The organism is Enterococcus florum, from assembly GCF_004309355.1.
In the GTDB taxonomy this organism is placed as follows: Bacteria; Bacillota; Bacilli; order Lactobacillales; family Enterococcaceae; genus Enterococcus_A; species Enterococcus_A florum.
In genome coordinates this window covers 149,325-164,730 of record NZ_BJCC01000015.1, presented here as the reverse complement: position 1 = coordinate 164,730, position 15,406 = coordinate 149,325, and the positions used below count along the sequence as shown (strand labels likewise).

General features: G+C 45.3%; 14 protein-coding genes. 11 read left to right on the top strand and 3 right to left on the bottom strand.

Annotated features, from left to right (window positions below):
* Positions 1-25 precede the first annotated feature (25 nt).
* A complete protein-coding gene (locus tag NRIC_RS10460; protein WP_146622657.1) occupies positions 26-631 on the bottom strand; it encodes a hypothetical protein in 606 nt (201 codons plus the stop codon).
* 257 nt (positions 632-888) lie between these two features.
* Between NRIC_RS10460 and NRIC_RS10455 the strand changes: the two genes are divergently transcribed.
* Positions 889-2,508 carry a putative polysaccharide biosynthesis protein gene (locus NRIC_RS10455; protein WP_146622656.1) on the top strand — a complete coding sequence of 540 codons (1,620 nt, stop codon included), beginning with the start codon at positions 889-891 and terminating at the stop codon, positions 2,506-2,508.
* Between the two features lie 23 nt (positions 2,509-2,531).
* On the opposite strand, the gene NRIC_RS10450 is transcribed toward NRIC_RS10455, so the two are convergent.
* Positions 2,532-3,497, bottom strand: a complete 966-nt coding sequence (locus tag NRIC_RS10450; RefSeq protein WP_146622655.1) for an ABC transporter substrate-binding protein — start codon at positions 3,495-3,497, stop codon at positions 2,532-2,534.
* Positions 3,498-4,006: 509 nt separating this feature from the next.
* Here NRIC_RS10450 and NRIC_RS10445 point away from each other — a divergent pair.
* From NRIC_RS10445 to NRIC_RS10420, 6 genes are all read left to right on the top strand, one after another.
* Positions 4,007-5,308 carry a putative DNA modification/repair radical SAM protein gene (locus NRIC_RS10445; RefSeq protein ID WP_146622654.1) on the top strand — a complete coding sequence of 434 codons (1,302 nt, stop codon included), beginning with the start codon at positions 4,007-4,009 and terminating at the stop codon, positions 5,306-5,308.
* 6 nt (positions 5,309-5,314) lie between these two features.
* Entirely contained in the window at positions 5,315-6,058 is a 744-nt protein-coding gene (locus tag NRIC_RS10440) for a TIGR03915 family putative DNA repair protein (RefSeq protein WP_146622653.1), read from the top strand.
* Positions 6,059-6,123: 65 nt separating this feature from the next.
* Positions 6,124-6,840: an alpha/beta family hydrolase gene (locus tag NRIC_RS10435; RefSeq protein ID WP_146622652.1), complete on the top strand. Its 717-nt coding sequence runs from the start codon at positions 6,124-6,126 to the stop codon at positions 6,838-6,840.
* 90 nt (positions 6,841-6,930) lie between these two features.
* The gene (locus NRIC_RS10430; protein ID WP_146622651.1) at positions 6,931-7,518 is read left to right on the top strand and encodes a helix-turn-helix domain-containing protein; all 588 of its coding nucleotides are present in this window, start codon (positions 6,931-6,933) and stop codon (positions 7,516-7,518) included.
* A complete protein-coding gene (locus tag NRIC_RS10425) occupies positions 7,505-8,179 on the top strand; it encodes a chloramphenicol acetyltransferase (protein ID WP_146622650.1) in 675 nt (224 codons plus the stop codon). Before NRIC_RS10430 ends, NRIC_RS10425 begins: the two co-directional genes overlap by 14 nt.
* A 175-nt stretch (positions 8,180-8,354) precedes the next feature.
* Positions 8,355-9,335, top strand: coding sequence for a WxLIP family cell surface protein (locus tag NRIC_RS10420; protein ID WP_146622649.1), 981 nt, complete (start codon positions 8,355-8,357; stop codon positions 9,333-9,335).
* A gap of 267 nt (positions 9,336-9,602) precedes the next feature.
* On the opposite strand, the gene NRIC_RS10415 is transcribed toward NRIC_RS10420, so the two are convergent.
* Complete coding sequence (locus NRIC_RS10415; RefSeq protein ID WP_146622648.1) at positions 9,603-11,090, bottom strand: helix-turn-helix domain-containing protein; 1,488 nt, start codon at positions 11,088-11,090, stop codon at positions 9,603-9,605.
* A 233-nt stretch (positions 11,091-11,323) separates the two neighbouring features.
* Between NRIC_RS10415 and NRIC_RS10410 the strand changes: the two genes are divergently transcribed.
* The 4 genes from NRIC_RS10410 to NRIC_RS10395 all read left to right on the top strand — a co-directional run bounded on the left by NRIC_RS10410 (position 11,324) and on the right by NRIC_RS10395 (position 15,265).
* Positions 11,324-12,811 (top strand): phytoene desaturase family protein, encoded by a 1,488-nt coding sequence (locus tag NRIC_RS10410; protein WP_146622647.1) that lies wholly within the window; start codon positions 11,324-11,326, stop codon positions 12,809-12,811.
* A complete protein-coding gene (locus tag NRIC_RS10405; protein ID WP_146622646.1) occupies positions 12,801-13,697 on the top strand; it encodes a phytoene/squalene synthase family protein in 897 nt (298 codons plus the stop codon). The genes NRIC_RS10410 and NRIC_RS10405 overlap by 11 nt, the downstream gene beginning before the upstream one ends.
* Positions 13,694-14,251 (top strand): TetR/AcrR family transcriptional regulator, encoded by a 558-nt coding sequence (locus NRIC_RS10400; protein WP_227873783.1) that lies wholly within the window; start codon positions 13,694-13,696, stop codon positions 14,249-14,251. The genes NRIC_RS10405 and NRIC_RS10400 overlap by 4 nt, the downstream gene beginning before the upstream one ends.
* Positions 14,252-14,332: 81 nt before the next feature.
* A complete protein-coding gene (locus NRIC_RS10395; protein WP_146622645.1) occupies positions 14,333-15,265 on the top strand; it encodes a cation diffusion facilitator family transporter in 933 nt (310 codons plus the stop codon).
* The last annotated feature ends 141 nt before the right edge of the window (positions 15,266-15,406 follow it).

Genomic DNA, 15,406 nt, shown 5'->3' with positions numbered 1-15,406 from the left:
GTCGCTAAGCCTTTTGAATGTGAGATCAATAACACTTTGAGCAAGGAGACAGCCCGCGGTTCTGGGCTTCTTCTAAAGTAGCGGGTGAGTAGCTGCCGTTCCCACATTTGTGGGTATGGTATTTGCTGCCGGTGGGAGTCACATAGACCGTTGTGCCTTGTGCCGGCTGAGCGGCTTGTTGCGCTTGTTGTTCTGCCTCCGCTTGAGCAGCTGCTTGCTGCTGTGCCGCAGCCGCAGCTTCTTGGGCGATCCGTTCTTCTTCGGCTTTTCTGGCAGCCTCTGCCTGCTCGGCAGCGATTCGTTCTTCTTCTGCTTTTTCCGCGGCTTCTTCTGCCTGCTTTCTTTGTTTTTCTTCTTCTGCTTTCTTAGTCTCTTCGGCCTCCTTGACCTTTTTTTCTTCTGCAAGTTTCTGCTCTTTTTCTTTCTTTACTTCGGCCTTTTCCTTTTTTTCGAAGGAATCAAGAGATTTTTCTAAAGAAGAAACTGTCTTATTAAGATCTTTGTTCTCTTTTTCCAATGATTCAATCGTCTGTGACTGGTTTGTGATGGTTTGTTCTGTTTCCCCATTGCCACAAGCTGTAAAATGAAGCCCTAACGATAATACCAATCCTATTTTTAGTAACTTTTTCATCTTTTCCGCCCCTTTTCTTACTAATTTTTCCAAATCTGAAAATCCGATCCTCCTTTTTTGCGTATATTTACTGAATAGGCATTTCCCCAAATGCGTTCTTAATAAAAGGATACTATATTTTCTCTGTATACGTCAGTAAAAAAAGGGAGTGGGAATCGTCTTTCATAAGCTTCGACTAAAATTTGGCTGCTTGTCTGGCTGTGTTTGAGGAAAATTTAGTAAGATAGCAGAATAGAAAATTATAGATTGGAGAACGTGTGAAAAAGAATCTTTTATCTGGAACCTTTTGGCTTTCGTCGGCCAGCATTTTGTGCAAGGTGCTGGGGATTGTTTATCTGATTCCTTGGCTTATGATGATGGGCTCGCAGAAATCTGGATTGGAGGCCCAGGCGCTATACAATGTGGCTTATCTGCCTTATGCTCTATTTCTTACGTTGGGGACTGCGGGTTTTCCGAGTGGGATCGCCAAGCAGATCGCTACAGAACGGGAGAATCGGCAAAGGGTCGGAGAATTATTTAAAAGCTCTGTTGCGGTGATGGAAGTAATCGGGGTCGTTTCGGCGTTGTTGATGTTCATTTTTGCTCCTTGGCTGAGTCGTGTCAGTCCAGTCAGTGATGTGGCTCAGGCGACTTGGGCAATCCGCAGTCTCTGTCCATCCCTTTTGGTCATTCCGATATTGAGTGCTATGAGGGGCTACTTTCAAGGGATGAGCGACATGGTTCCTTACAGTGTTTCGCAGGTGCTGGAGCAGTTTATTCGAGTGATTGTGATTTTGGCAGGCACCTTTTATTTTAGAGTGTTGACTGACGGCAGTGTATTTGCGGCCGTGATCATCAGCACGATGGCCTCATGCTTTGGCGGCGTGATCAGTATCTTGTATCTGATGAAGGTAGGAAAACGGAAAAATTATTTTCGACTGCGTTATTTTGTGGTTCGACCAAACAGCTTGCTGCGGGGGCGACGGGCGATCGTTGTCTCGATTATCAAAGAATCCCTGCCGTTTATTTACGTCGGTGCTGCGATTTCCTTGTCACAGCTAATCGATCAGGTCACATTAAAAACCATTTTGCATACTGTTTTAGGAAAATTAAACACCAAAGAAGTCGAAGTGTTGTACACGCAGGCATCAGCCAATCCAAATAAATTGACGGTCCTGCTGCTGTCAGTGGTCAACTCGGTGGCAGTCACTTCCCTGCCGCTGCTGGTAAGTGTCAACCGAACAGAAGAGTTGATGAAAAGCATTGCGGATATCCTGCGTTTATCGCTGACCTTCTTATTGCCGGCTTCACTGGGGATGATCGTGTTGGCTGAACCGATGTACACGATTTTCTTTGGCTATGATCCTTCAACCACCGGGTATATGCTGTTGGCGGTCTTAGCAACAGTCGCCTGCTGCGGCTTCTCCGTCGTATTTGCTATCCTTCAGGCATTGGGCTTTCATCGAAAATCCATGCGTCTGGTGACGAAGGGACTGCTCTTGAAATTTGCTTTGCAGCTGCCATTGGTGGCTTGGCTTCAGGGTTATGGGCTTCATTTGGCAACGATCGGCGCATTCAGCTTTATGACAATTCGCGGGTACCGCTTTCTCTGTCAGGAATTTGCGATTCGGCCACTTCGGTACGTACGAGATTACTTAAAACGGATCACGATCGCCACTGTTGTGATGGGGATTATATGCAGGGTCTGCTATCAAATTTTAGCCGCACATTTGGTGATGTCTCAACGAATGCAGGCCTTTCTAGTTTGTGCAGTGGTTGCATTGATCGGTACGCTTGTATATAGTCTTTTAGGTCTGCCGGAACAGCTGAAACGAGCGAAACGAACATTGAATGGCAATCAGAAAAGTAAAAAAGTCCCCAGCGATCTCGATAAATGAAGTGAGATCGCTGGGGATTTTGCCTATTTTGGTTCTTTGATGCTTTCTGGATCGATTCCTAAAGCTGCTGCCATGTCTTCATTGACATAGAAAGCCAAGTTTTTCGCATATTCAACTGGGATCTCCTGAGGTGTGGCTTCACCATCAAGGATTTTTGCGGCCATTTCGCCTGTTTGATGACCTAAGGATACGTAGTCAACACCTAATGTGACCAATCCGCCTTCTTTGACCTGATCAACTGAGCCGGCCACTAATGGAATTTTCTTTTCTTTGACAACTTCTCCTACAACAGTTGCAGCGCTAGCGAAGGTGCTGTCGGTAGGAATGTAGATACCATCGACATCGCTGGCTACAGATTCGGTTGCCTGCTGCACATCGTTTGTAGTGGTAGCATTTTTAATATTGACTTCAAGGCCTAATTCTTCCAAGTAAGCTTTGGCTACATCGATCTGGATCTGAGAATTGACTTCTCCTGCGTTGTACAGCAGACCGATTTTTTTGGCATCAGGCACGACCGATAAGAGCAGATCGATTTGTTTTTTGATCGGCGACAAGTTAGAAGTCCCCGAAATGTTAGTGCCCGGTTTGTCATAGCTTTTGACCAATTTTGCGGCCTTCAGATCGGTGACTGCAGTAACCAAAGTAGGAATGTCCTGCGTGCCGTTTGCCAAGGCCTGTCCGGAAGGTGTGCCGACAGCCAGCAGCAGATCTGGATCGTCCTTGATTAATTTTTCGCTCATACTTTTCAGATTGTCTTGGTTGTTTTGGGCATTTTGGTAGTCGATCTCTAGATTTTCGCCTTCTTTGTACCCATTGTCAGCCAATCCTTGAATGAAGCCTTCCCGAGCTTCATCGAAGGAGCCGTGCTCAACAGTTTGCAGGATACCGACTTTTTTCACATCCGACTTTTCTCCAGCATCTCCTTGGCCGCATGCACCCAATACTAGCAATCCAACTAAACTTAATCCCATCAATACATTCTTTTTCATCTTTTCTCTCTCCTTTTTCAATAAAAAAATCATCCACTTAGAAATCTAAATGGATGATGGAAAGACGAAAATTGATTCGCGATATGCTTCAGCCATTTAGAATTTCCTCTACATGGCTGGTGGTACGTCAAATCTCTTTAGCCATCATAGATAGATACAAAACGTAGGTCGTTTGCATCCACCTTGATGAATACAAACCTATCTAAAAAAGCTAAAGAAGAAGCTGTTATTCAGTTGTGAGTGAGTTCTGTTCATCATAAGGATGACCTCCAACTAGTAATTGCTTTACAGTATAGCTCAGGATAAATGAGATGTAAATAATAAATTTCATCAAAATCCAATAAAATACAAAAAATTTATTTTTATGGCAGCATATATTTTGATATAAAAGGTTTTTTAAATAAATAAAATAATGCATGAATAGAAAAAAGAAATTCGGCTTCTCTTTGACAAACAACTATTTCTAGCTTAAAATGGGAACGTACGTTCGAATAATAAGGAGTGGAACGATGGAACTAGCTAGAAAAATCGAGATTCTTGCAGAATCCGCAAAATATGATGTTTCCTGTTCCAGCAGCGGAGTGGAAAACAACACCCGACAAGGAACGGTAGGCAGTACAGCTGTCTCCGGCATCTGTCATTCCTTTACGCCAGATGGCAGATGTGTCTCCCTGCTGAAGATTTTATTTACCAATGCTTGCATTTTTGATTGTCATTATTGCATCAACCGGAAATCGAATGCGATTCCTCGAGCGACCTTTACCCCGCAGGAGATCGCTGATTTGACGATGGATTTTTATATGCGCAACTACATCGAAGGCCTGTTTTTAAGCTCAGCGATCATCAAAAACGAGGATTATACCTGCGAGCTGCTGATCAAAGCACTTCGAATTTTGCGGGAAGAAAAAGGGTTTCGCGGCTATATCCATGTCAAAGCGATCCCTGGTGCCGATGAGAAGCTGATCGAGGAGCTGGGCTTTTTGGCGGATCGGATGAGTGTGAATGTGGAGCTGCCTTCTCGCGAAAGTTTGAAATTATTGGCCCCAGACAAGGACCCTTACGCCCTGTACAAACCAATGAAGCAGATCACGAAGAAAAAACAGGAAGAATCGTATCTGCCGATGGTGGTCAAAAAGGGTCCGAGTTTTGTTCCAGCAGGGCAATCGACACAAATGATCATTGGGGCAAGTCCAGAAAGTGATCGTTCGATCGTAAAGATCTCAGAAAATCTATATCAAAGATATGATTTGAAGCGGGTCTATTACTCGGCATATATTCCTGTAAATCAGGATTCGCTGCTGCCGGCCGTCAATAGTGAACCGCCGTTGCTGCGGGAGCACCGTTTGTATCAAGCGGATTGGCTGATGCGGTTTTACCGCTTTTCAGCAGATGAGATCTTGACCGAAGAAAAGCCAAATTTCAACTTGTATCTCGATCCTAAGGCCAACTGGGCGGTCCAGCATTATGACCAGTTTCCAGTCGACCTGCAGACGGCGCCTTATGAACGATTGCTGCGAGTGCCGGGGATCGGTCCAAAGGGTGCCCAAAACATCGTGAAGGCTCGAAAATATTACCGGCTGCACTTGAATGATTTGAAAAAATTAGGGATCGTTATCAAGCGCGCGCAATATTTTATTTCCTGTAATCGTGAAACACCGGCAGGCCTGATCAAAGATCCAGAGTGGATCATTTCTTCGTTGATTTCTTCCAAGCAATACAACACCTTGAAGCAGTTGAATACCCAGTCCACCAGCGAACAATTAAGTCTGTTTGACGTGGAACGGTTTGAACATGCCAAGGCGAAAGGGTGATGCAGGATGAAGGAGCTTCAGGAATCATGGGAATACGATGGCAGCTTTTTCGGCTTTTTGTCTGTGGTGGATCAAGCCTTTTCCAGGAGGGTATTTCCAGCAATGGTTGTTGGACCGGAGACCGCGATCGAGACCCTTTTTTTGAGTGAATGGATCTCGACTGATGAACGCAGAGCGGAGAAAATTTATCTGCGATTGAAGCAGCGGATTCGGCCAGCCAATCTGTCCTTCATACAGACGGGCTTTCATTGCAGTTTGCCGGAAAAGGAGCGTTGCTTGCTGGATGCGATCGAAATCGCACTGGAAACCAAGGATGTGCTTGAGAATTTTATTGGACATCCCTCCATTTTGGCATTGCAAAAAAGTATTCGGACGTTGCTGGGGGAGGTCCATTTGTATACGGGCTTTGTGCGGTTCGAATATGTCGGTGAGGTCTTGTTCAGTAAGATCGCACCGAAGCATTATTCGCTGCCGTTTCTTTGTCCGCATTTTGCGGAGCGTTATCCGCAGGAGCTGATCATGATCTATGATGAAACCCATCGGCTGCTGGCTCTGATCGAGCGTGGTCAGACACGTTTAATCGAGGACAGTGATTGTCCAGTGTTTGATCAGCAAGCTTCGGAGGCCGCGATCCGATCTCAGTGGAAGACCTTTTTGCGAGCAGTCACGATCGACGAGCGCACCAATCGACGGGTACAGATGGGACATTTGCCATTGCGTTTTCGCGGAAATATGGTGGAATTCGACTAAATCGTTTGCTTTTACAAGTAAATGATTTTCTTTTATGCTAAAAACAAAAAGGGGAGAAATGGCCAATGAAAAAAGGACAAAAAATTTTACTGGTTCTTGTGTCCGTGCTGTTTGTTGCAGTTGCAGGAGGATACGCGTTTCTTCAGACGCAATCTTATGCAGCAGAACCGCGGACTGAGCAGCTTGCAGAACAAGCAGCTGAAACGAATCACTGGTTGTACTTCTCAGCAGAAAATACCGATAAGCCAATGATCATCTTTTATCCGGGGGCATTGGTGGATACCGCCAGCTACAGCGGATGGGCTGAAAAACTGGCTGCTGCTGGTTATCCCGTCTACTTGATGAAGATGCCGCTTGACCTAGCCGTATTGAGTCCTGATCGGGCATCCATAGTGCTGAAGGAACACCCTGACAAGCGGTATGTGATTGGCGGTCATTCGCTGGGCGGAGTCATGGCCAGCCGTTTTGCCAAAGAACATACCAGGCAACTAGCAGGTGCTTTCTTTTTGGCGAGTTATCCCGATGAAAAAGGAAGCCTGAAGGGAATAGAAATTCCGGTGCTTTCATTGACGGCAACCAATGATCAGGTGTTGAACCACAGGGCGTATCAAAAAGCGAAAGAAGAACTACCAGCAACGACGGAGTATAAAACGATCCATGGAGGAAATCATGCCGGCTTTGGCGACTATGGTGCTCAAACGGGCGACGGTGAATCCACCATCAGCAATCAGACACAGCAGGTAGCGAAGGCGCTGCAAGATTGGCTAGAGCATTTAAAATAAAACTCTTTTTTCAGGTGAATACAAAACTCTACGGAGCGTTGGTTGTTTCCAGCGCTCCGTTGTTTTACGCTTAGAGAAAGAGGTGAAAACATGAATTATGAAAAAACAGGTCAGCTGATCGCTGCGTTAAGAAAAGAACGCGGCTGGACGCAAAGAAAACTCGCGGAAGAGATGAACCTTAGTGACCGGACCATTTCCAAATGGGAGCGTGGTCACGGGTGTCCAGACATTTCTTTGCTGAGGGAACTCACCCAACTATTGAACGTGGACATCGATCAGCTGTTGAGCGGTGAATTGACCATCAATCAGCAAAGCAACGGAAACTTAAAAAGCATCGCTTTTTACAGCTGCGAAACGTGCGGAAACAGCAGCTTTTCAATAGGCAAAATGGATGTTTCCTGCTGCGGTCGGCACTTAGAGGCTTTGACAGCCTATTCGGCAGGCCAGAAGCACCAAATGAAACGAGAAGACATAGAATCAGAGGTGTATCTCACGTTTGATCATCCGATGACCAAAGAGCATTACATCTCCTTTATCGCAGCGGTATCAGGAGATAAGGTTTGGCTAGCGAAGCTGTACCCCGAGCAGGAGGCAGCCGTCAGAATACCGAAGTTCTATGGTGCCGCTATCTACTCATATTGCACGAAGGAAGGTCTGTTCCGCCATGATGAGCTTTAAACCGATCGATGCACAGCAGTGGGCTCGGGCCGAGGCTTTTTACTACTATGCCAACATCGCGCCGACGAACTATTCGGTTACTAATTCACTGGATGTGACGAAAACTTATGCGCTGCTAAAGCAAAGAGGCTGTAAGTTTTTTCCTGCTTATTTGTATGTGATGAGTCGAGTGATTCGCGAGATTGAGCAGCTGCGAATCGGGATCAATGAAGGGCAGCTGGGTGTCTGGGAGACACTGCATCCCGTTTATCCCTGTTTTCATCCAGAGAATCAAACGGTCTCTCTGCTTTGGACCGAATACCAAGCCGATTTCTCGCAATTTTATCAAAGCTATTTAGCGGATGTTGAAGAATATGGCAGGGATTTAGGAATGCTGACGAAAAAAGGATCGCCGCCAGTCAATGCTTATGTTGTTTCCTGTATTCCTTGGTTTTCTTTTTCAAGTTTTTCGCTGCACTATCATCAGCAAAAGGACTACTATTTCCCAAGTAAGGACTACTATTTCCCAAGTCTTGAAGCTGGGAAATTCGTCGAAGCAGAGGGTAAAAAAAGGCTGCCGCTGTCGATCACGGTGCATCATGCAGCAACCGACGGCTACCATCTGAAGTTGTTTTATGACGAAGTCCAACACTTATTTGATCACCCGGAACAATGGGTATAAAAGACACCATCTTCTTACGAGGATGGTGTCTTTGTTGTTTCAACAGCACAAAGGCTCCGTATTCAGACTTTTTTTACCGCAGGGGATAACTTAATAAAAATTCTCCTAGAAAAAAGCAACTATACTTAATGTGGAAGTCAAACAAAAATACGCAGTAAGTCTGGAGGAGAACGTGTTGAAAAAGTGGATGCTGCTGTTAGCAGCAACGATTAGCGGGATCAGTTTTGTTCTGGGAAATGCTTGCACAGCTACAGCAGAAACCGCTTCGTTTACCGCAATTCCTCAATTACCGGATAATCAACTGGATAAACAAGCCTCTTCTTTTCATCTCCAGGTGTTTCCCAACCTCGAACAAACGATGTATCTGCGGTTGGAAAATACGACAGATCAGGCGATCACAGTGCTCCCATCTCTGTCTCGAGGGCACACGAATGAAAAAGGCAGTGTCGTGTTTGACCAGTCCGCTCGGCAGCTTGACGACAGTGCACAGGCTAACATTGAGGAGATCGCAAGCGTGGATCGAAGGGAAATTCGACTGGCGCCTCATGCAGTTCAAGATCTGCCGATTCAAATAAAAATGCCTGCCGTGCGCTTAAAAGGCATTCAGTTAGGGGCGGTTTGTTTGCGGCAAAAGAACACTGATCAAACTACAGAAATTCCGTTAATTTTACAATCCAGTGAGCCTGAACAGCTGCCTACTCAGCTAGTCCTTGAACAAGCGGAAGCTACCCAAAAAGAGGATCGAAATGTTATCAGTCAGAAAATCCGTAATCTCCAACCTAAATACGTTCGACTATCGGAAGTCAAAGGTTCTGTGACTCGAAAGGGAGAGGAGCATATTTTATATCAAACGAAGCAGCAGGAGGTCGAGCTTGCTCCAAATGATGCCATGAATTTGATCATCCCTTTAAAGGGCCGGCCTTTTGAACCAGGGGTCTATGTTGCGACGTTTAAGGTTTGGGAGGGCAGTCAATCGTGGAAGCTGACCAAAGAATTTGTGATTAAAAACGACCAGTGCCAAAAATTGAACAAACAGGATGCAGCTTTGAGAAAACGGCCCACGCTTTTTCAACAATACAAATGGGTGGTTTTGCTGCAGATCGTCTTAGTCGCTGCCATTTTGAGGTTGTCGATGTATCTGAGGGTTTGGAAATGAGCCGACCTTGAATCTGACAGCAACAGCCCATACCCTGATCTACATCGAAAAGTACCCGGATTGTTCTTTCACTCGATTAAGTCAGCAAAGTTAGTGCAGCCGGACAGCTCTTCGTTTTTTGCTGCATCGAAGATTTGTTCAATCGGATAGCAAAAGCCGATTGAGAGTGACGGCAAAAGGCATAGCCTATCTGAACAAAATTGCAGTAAATTAGAAAACGTATGTCAGTCCATCCAGTGAAACACGATGGGGTGACATACGTTTCAATCATTCTTGGAGCCGGAGGTTGTCTGCCCGAGATAATTCAGTCAGGTCGTATTTGAATAGGCACTTTCGAATTTCCTGCAGCTCCTTTAAATCAAAAATGTAGGAGGTCTGCAATTTGCGGCACGGAAGTTTTTTCAAGACAGCATAGTCTGTATCAAACAGGATTAAGTCATTTTTTCTATACGAGAGCGCTTCTTTAGGATTGAATTGCTTCACCTGAACCAGCGCTCCATATTCAGTAGTCAACAATTCATTGGCAAGAAGATAATCGGTATAAAAACTCGTCAAAATATAGATGGATTTTGGGGGCTCTTTTTCATGCACAAGAAAATAAAGCTTCGATGCCAAATACTTCATGTGGTCATCTGAAAACAACAGATTGAGCTGCGCTTTCTGTGCCCATTTTTCCAGTGCGGCTTTCACCTTTATAAAAAGACTGACTGGCACGAGAGCTAAGTTTCCGAGTTCAATATGCTCCTCTGGAATCAACGGCTGCAGGTTGAACAGCGTTTTTCGTAAAAAAGTGATTAGAGCAGCTTCAAAAATCAAGGAATCCGCATCGAGACTCCCTTGAAATTCCTCCTGAAACAGTTGGACCAAAAGCTCAAATCTCAATTTTTGTGAATGTCGAATCAGCTGCACATACGATTGATAGGTATCCTTTGGGCCTGCATCATCGACATAATTGGCATTCATAATGTTGATGACTAGAGCATAATAAAGTAGCTGATCTTCATGAATAGTTGTGGTGTGCAATTCGGACTTTAGAAACGCAAGAAGCGGTTTTCTGAGTCTTTGATAGACCGCTGTTTTTTTTAACAGCTGAAGGGCTTCGTCATCGAAGGCTATCGGTGTCGATTGGCAGCGGTCAAAATCTAATTGAAACAGCAAACTGGCATATTGCTTTGAATAGCTAGAAAACAAGCAATTTTCCTGCACCTCGATTCGTTCGAAAAGCCGATCAAACTGGTATTGATTGAATTTAGGAACAGGAATAAAAACGATCCCCAGCTTCATTTGAAAATAAGTCACCAGGAAACGAATCCTGCATTCCGTCTCCTGAGGCGGATCGTCTGAAAGAAAAATACCCATTTCTTCAAGGTATCGCAGGACTTCTTTTTTCAGTTCATAGGCCTTGGTTAAGGAGATGTATTCCTTGTCAGCAAACTTCTCGATTTCCACAAACTGGTGCTTAAGAAAATGACAGCAGGCTCTAACAAAGAGTGAGTCGTTGTATAATTGAGTTAAGACCGCGCGTTTGTTTCTTTTCTTATCAAAAATCGAGTAGCCGGAAGGACTTGAAAGAATCAACGGCTCCTCTGGATCAGTGTAAAAAAGATTCAGAGTTTTAATATCGTTTTTGACGGTCGCTGGGGTAACGGCTAGATCCAACGCTAATTCCATTGAGGTTCGTTCCTCATTGCCCCAGAGAAGCTCGATCAGATCGATTTTTCGTACGATTTCTTTTTCCATGTATTGTCTCAGCATATTCTCTGCCCCCTGTCACGCTTCTATTTTACTATCTTCGCTATCCAGGAATCAATTTGTTTTAGGCGGATGTTTGGAGGAGATCACAGATCTCAGCTCGTAGCGGTTGCCTGCTCTGCTCGTTTTTTATCAAAATAATGCAAATAAATCTGACCGAACGTTAAAAGTGTATAGTTATTTTTTTACTTATCGGTCGATAAATAATAGAATAAAATAGAGGAGGCGAAGAGAAAATGAAAAATGTAATCGTGATTGGCGCGGGCGTCGCAGGGCTCTCGGCAGCCGTTCGCCTGCAAAAGCTGGGCTATCAGGTCCATCTATATGAAAAAGAGCGGCAGGTCGGCGGCAAAATGAATCAAATCAAACAGGAAGGTTTTACCTTCGATGTCGGACCGACGATCGTGATGATGCCGGACATCTATCGAGAGGTGTTTGAATTCTGCGACCGCGATCCGGACGACTATATTCCAATGGAAAAGATCGATCCGATGCTGAAGCTGTATTTTTCCGATGATGAACCTTTATTGTTCTCATCAGACCTAGTCAAGCTGACAAAGATGCTAGAAGAGATCTCAGAAGAAGATGCACAAGGGTACTTTGCCTTTTTAGCAGATATTTACAAACGTTATTTGGTCGCGAAAGAAGCCTTTATCATGCGCTCCTTCCGCTCTTTCTGGGATTTTTACAATCCGAAATCGCTGTTGAACGGGCTGAAGCTGAAAACCTTTGGGGATGCCTACAGCTCAATCTCTAAATTCGTTAAGGATGATCGCCTGCGCAAGTCGCTGGCCTTTCAGACGTTGTATATTGGAATCTCTCCATATCAGGGCCCGTCGTTGTATACGATCATTCCGATGATCGAGCTGTTGTATGGCGTCTACTTCATGAAGGGTGGCATGTACACTTTGGCGCAGGGCTTGGAGAAGGTTTTCAAGGAACTTGGCGGCGAGCTGCACTGCAATGCCGAAATCCAAGAGATCGTATTTAAAGACAAACGAGCTATTGGGATTCGTCTGGATCATCAGCTGATCGAAGCCGATGCCATCGTCTGCGGCGCAGATTTTCCGTATGCGATGAAGGAATTGGTGCCAAACGAAGCAGACCGCGGCAAATATACGGATAAAAAAATCGATCAAATGGAATACTCTTGCTCTTGTTTCCTAATGTATCTAGGGTTAGACAAAAAATACGAAGTGGATGCGCTGCATTCGATCTATTTTGCGAAGGATTTCAAGAAAAATATTTCAGATATCTTCGATGACGGCAGACTGCCGGAGGATCCATCGTATTATTTATATGTACCAAGTTTGCTGGACCCTTCTTTGGCAAGAGAAGACCATGAAGCGCTGTACGTGCTGGTGCCTGTGCCGGAATTATCTAAGTTCTCCAACTGGAATGAGCAGACGATCCAGCAGTACCGCAACTACGTGATCCAAAAAATCCAAAAGGAAACCAATTTTACGGATTTAAAAGAGCATATCGTGTTTGAAGAGCATTACACTCCAGTGGATTTTGCAGAGAAATTCAATGCGTATCGCGGGGCGACTTTTGGCTTGAAGCCTACGTTAAGGCAAAGCAACTATTATCGTCCTCACAACAAATTTGATGATGCGGAGGGTCTCTATTTCTGCGGCAGCAGCACCCACCCAGGCGCTGGTGTGCCGATCGTGATGCAAAGTGCTAAACTAGCAGTGGAGGAGCTGTTGCGAGATGACCAATAAGTACATGACCGATTTTCAGCAGCACCAAGCGGATTTTGATTACTGTGAACAGATCATTATCCAGCATTCGAAAAGCTTTTATGCGGCCTTTTCTCGCTTGCCTAAGGAAAAGGCTATGAGTGTCTATGCGATCTATGCCTTTTGCCGTCAGGCCGATGACATCATCGATGTGGAGAAGGACCCAGTAAAATTGGCGCGCTTAAAACAGCGCCTGCTGGATTTCCAACAGGGCACTTACCCTGATGAACCAATGTGGCGGGCTTTAATGGTGGTCTTCAAACATTATCCAATGGCGATCGAAGCTTTTTTTGATATGTTGGAGGGCCAAGCCAGAGATGCTGATTTTCACCAGCCGGAAACCCAAGCAGAGCTGGAGGAATACAGCTATTATGTAGCTGGCTCAGTAGGTTTGATGCTACTGCCGATTTTATCAGCAAACTGGCAAAAGATCCGCGAAGAGGCCAAGCTGCTGGGAGAAGCGATGCAGCTCACCAATATCCTTCGAGATGTGGGTGAAGACGAAGCAGCTGGACGGATCTATTTGCCTAAGGAACAAATGAACCGCTGGCACGTGACCGCAGAGGACTTGAAGCAGCAGCGTATCACGTCGCGATTTATCGAATTGTGGGAATACGAAGCCGAACGGGCAGAAAAGAGTTATCAGAAATCCTTGACAATGATGCCGCTGATCGATGAAGATTGTCGGGCACCATTACTGGCAGCAGCCTATTTTTACCGGGAGATCCTGCAAGTGATTCGGGAAAATGGCTATCAGGTATTTACTAAACGGCAGGCTGTCAGCAAGGCCAGGAAAATCAGGCTTTTTCATACGGTCCAAAAAGAATTGAAACGAATTCAGCAGGAAAAGGCGTTGATGAATCCATGACAGAGCGACCAATGGACCAAAAAATCCTTCAAGTGGCTGAGCAGCTGTTCATGACACAAGGGTACGAAGCAACGTCGACCCGTCAGATCGCAGAGGCTCTGCAGATTACGCAGCCCAATTTGTATTATCATTTTAAGAAAAAAGAAGATATCTACGTGGCAGTAATGAATGCGCTGGCTCGTGAGGTCAAGTTTCAGCTGAAGCAATTGGCGCAAGAGCAGGCGCCGCTCGAAGCCAAGCTTTCAACAATGCTGTTGTATTTACAGGAGCGCCATCCCTTTGATTTTTACATGATGATGCACGACATGCATTATGTGCTCTCTAAAGAAGCAGCCCAAAACTTGTATCAGCTGTGGCAGGAGTCCTACGAACGGCCTTTTGTCGAGGTGCTTGAGCAGGAATCAGTCAATTTACGAGAAACAGTTCCTGCAAAGCAGGCAGTCAAGCAGATGTTCATTTTATTGGCTGCTTATCTTCAACCCAATGTTTATGGGAATCGAACGACCTCTTTTGAAGAGGCGTTGGATATGTTTTTATATGGTATATTGAACTGACACTTCTTGGAGCGGTGAAAGCCGCTCTTTTTGTGCTTCTAGTATATAATGAAAGGGAAACTGTGGAGAGAAGTGAACGTCATGGAAAAGAAAAGCGGATCGACTGCGGTTCTTGCTGCACTGGCAGCCAACCTGCTGGTGGCCGTCAGTAAATTTGTCGGATATGCGCTTAGCGGCAGTGCGGCGATGCTGAATGAAAGCATTCATAGTGTCGTGGACTGCAGCAATCAAGTGTTGCTGATTTTTGGCGAAAAGCGGGCTGGCCGTGGGCAAAGCGAGCTGCATCAATTTGGCGAGGGTCGGGCAAAATACTTTTTCAGTACCATCGTAGCGATGATGCTGTTTTTCGGCGGGGGTGCGCTGGGGATCATGGAGGCATTGGAAAAGCTGTTCCATCCCAACCACGAAGTCGACAATCCTTGGATCGTGCTGATCATTTTGATCTTCGGAATTTTGATCGAGGGCAGTTCTTTGCGGGTGGCGATCAAGGAGATTAGGGAGCTGAATACAGAGAAACTGCCGATTCGCCGTTTTTTGCGAGAAAGTCGCCACAGTGAAATCCTGATTATTTTTACCGAAGATTTTTGTGCGGTGATTGGGCTGGTTTTGGCGATCATCGGAACCCTGCTGACCACCTTTACCGGCAATCCGATGTTCGATGCGTTGAGCGGATTATTGATCGGGATGATGCTGCTTCTGGCTTCAATCTTTTTGGCCAGAGAATTTTACAGTTTGTTGATCGGTGAAAGTGTCGCTGCTTCTGATCTGCGGCTGATCAAGCAAGCCTTTGACCGTCAAGAGGTCAAAAAGCTGATCGATGTGAAGACCGTTCATTTGAGTCCGGTCGAGATTCTGGTAGCAGCCAAAATCGACATTCAAGACCCTTTTGAGGCCATCAGCTATCAGGTAATTAATCGGATCGAGCAAGACATTCGCCAGTCGCTTACCGGCAAAAAGGCGTATATTTACATTGAAACGGATGAATTTGATCCGAATTATCATCGCGAAGGGTAGAACGTGGTTCTGCCCTTTTCTAGTGGTAGTAAAAAAACGTGATCAAAACAATCATTTTCCTTATTTTTGGCAGGGAATGCGAGGCAAAAAAGAACACTTGTGCAGACTGCAAAAAAAATTCACTAAATTTCCATATAGTTT

Bases quoted from the DNA above. Each gene is read 5' to 3' on its own strand.
- NRIC_RS10410 (WP_146622647.1), top strand. From the start codon at position 11,324: ATGAAAAATGTAATCGTGATTGGCGCGGGCGTCGCAGGGCTCTCGGCA.
- NRIC_RS10430 (WP_146622651.1), top strand. From the start codon at position 6,931: ATGAATTATGAAAAAACAGGTCAGCTGATCGCTGCGTTAAGAAAAGAA.
- NRIC_RS10440 (WP_146622653.1), top strand. From the start codon at position 5,315: ATGAAGGAGCTTCAGGAATCATGGGAATACGATGGCAGCTTTTTCGGC.
- NRIC_RS10415 (WP_146622648.1), bottom strand. From the start codon at position 11,090: ATGCTGAGACAATACATGGAAAAAGAAATCGTACGAAAAATCGATCTG.
- NRIC_RS10425 (WP_146622650.1), top strand. From the start codon at position 7,505: ATGATGAGCTTTAAACCGATCGATGCACAGCAGTGGGCTCGGGCCGAG.
- NRIC_RS10405 (WP_146622646.1), top strand. From the start codon at position 12,801: ATGACCAATAAGTACATGACCGATTTTCAGCAGCACCAAGCGGATTTT.
- NRIC_RS10395 (WP_146622645.1), top strand. From the start codon at position 14,333: ATGGAAAAGAAAAGCGGATCGACTGCGGTTCTTGCTGCACTGGCAGCC.
- NRIC_RS10400 (WP_227873783.1), top strand. From the start codon at position 13,694: ATGACAGAGCGACCAATGGACCAAAAAATCCTTCAAGTGGCTGAGCAG.
- NRIC_RS10445 (WP_146622654.1), top strand. From the start codon at position 4,007: ATGGAACTAGCTAGAAAAATCGAGATTCTTGCAGAATCCGCAAAATAT.
- NRIC_RS10435 (WP_146622652.1), top strand. From the start codon at position 6,124: ATGAAAAAAGGACAAAAAATTTTACTGGTTCTTGTGTCCGTGCTGTTT.
- NRIC_RS10450 (WP_146622655.1), bottom strand. From the start codon at position 3,497: ATGAAAAAGAATGTATTGATGGGATTAAGTTTAGTTGGATTGCTAGTA.
- NRIC_RS10460 (WP_146622657.1), bottom strand. From the start codon at position 631: ATGAAAAAGTTACTAAAAATAGGATTGGTATTATCGTTAGGGCTTCAT.